Below are 1576 nucleotides of genomic sequence, written 5' to 3'. Positions count from 1 at the left end.
GCGCCATGGATGGCGCACGCGAGCCTCCACGGATGGATTTACGGCGTGTCCCGCCAGCCCACCCGTACCCGCGCCAATCAGTGCAGGTAAGCACTCGCCGCCTTTGCTCTCCGTTTCTGTACCAGGCAGAGCGTCTTTTCAGCGCACAGTCAACGGCATGCCGAGCGATCAGTAGCTACTGCAGGTCGCGCAGGTTCAAGTTGCGCAGGGTGGGGTTCTTCCAGGCGGTGACGCCGGCCACGCTCAGCACCGCGAAACCGCCCAGGACCACCGCAGGGACCAGCCCGAGCAGCTTGGCCATCGTGCCGGCGTAGAACGCACCCAGTTCGTTGGAGGAACTGATGAAGATCCCGTTGATCGAGGACACCCGGCCGCGCATCGCTTCGGGTGTGGCCAACTGCAGGATCGTCGAGCGGATCACCACCGACACCCCGTCGAACGCCCCGTAGAACAGCAGGATCAGCGCCGACAGCCAGAAGCTGTGCGACAGGCCGAAGCCGATCACGCACAGGCCGAACCCGGCCACCGCGCACAGCAGCACCCGCCCGGCATTGCGCTGCAGCGGACGACGGGCCAGCCACAGCCCCACGCAGACCGACCCCAGTGCCGGTGCCGCGCGCAGGATGCCCAGCCCTTCCGGGCCGTGGTGCAGGATTTCATGCAGGAACGCCGGCAGCATCGCCACCACCCCGCCCAGCAGCACCGAAAACATGTCCAGTGCCATCGCCCCGACCATGATCCGGTTACCCAGCACGAAGCGACCGCCCTCGGCGATGCTCTTGAAGATCGGCGCGGCCGGGCCGGCGTGCACCGGCTCGGACACCCGCAGCACCGCCAGGCAGCCCACCGCGATCAGCGCCACCGCCACCGCCACCCCGTAGGCCACGCCCTTGCCGCCGGTGGCCACCAGCAGGCCGCCCAGCGCCGGGCCGGCCACCATGCCGGCCTGGAACACCACCGCGCCCAGGCCCGCGCCGCGCGCGTACTGCGGGCGTTCGAGTACCCGGGCGAACAGCGCGTTGTAGATCGGCGACAGGAACGCGCGGACCATGCCGGTCATCGCGATCGCCGCGTAGATCGGCCACACCCCGTGGAACGGCAACCAGCCCTGCGCGACCGCGGTAAGCACCACGGCGGTGAGTACCAGCCCGCTGGCCGCCACCATGCCCAGCCGGCGGCGCGGCAGGTGGTCCACCAGGTAGCCGGCGAACGGGGTCACGCAGAAGAACGGCAGCACCTCGGCCAGGCCGACCAGGCCCAGCGAGAACGGATTGCGGGTTACTTCGTAGATGTGCCAGCCGACCGTGACCGCCACGATCTGGTAGGACAGCATCGCGCAGATGCGATACGCCAGCAGCAATGCGAAGCCGGGCCGCGCCAGCAGCGTGAGCGCGCGCTCCGGTGTCTCGGCAGGGGCGTCGGTACTCACGACTGCGCGTGCTGGGACTGCGCGGTCTCGCGGATGAAGGCGAGCATGGCCGCCACGCCGTTGCTGCGCGTTGGCGACAGATGGCGCGACAGCCCGATGTCCTGGATGTAGGTCGGTTCGGTGGCCAGGATCTCGGCCGCCGAGCGC

General features: G+C 69.4%; 2 protein-coding genes. Both read right to left on the bottom strand.

Going from position 1 to position 1576, the window contains the following annotated elements; genetic code table 11:
• Nucleotides 1-175: 175 nt before the first annotated feature.
• Complete coding sequence (locus ACXJKH_RS20260; RefSeq protein ID WP_457322050.1) at nt 176-1429, bottom strand: MFS transporter; 1254 nt, start codon at nt 1427-1429, stop codon at nt 176-178.
• A partial coding sequence (locus ACXJKH_RS20255; RefSeq protein WP_457322052.1) for a SufE family protein occupies nt 1426-1576 on the bottom strand: 151 nt, incomplete at its 5' end. The genes ACXJKH_RS20255 and ACXJKH_RS20260, both read right to left, overlap by 4 nt.

The sequence above is a fragment of the Stenotrophomonas sp. P5_B8 genome, from assembly GCF_054049855.1.
This window is presented reverse-complemented; position numbering and strand designations above follow the sequence as displayed.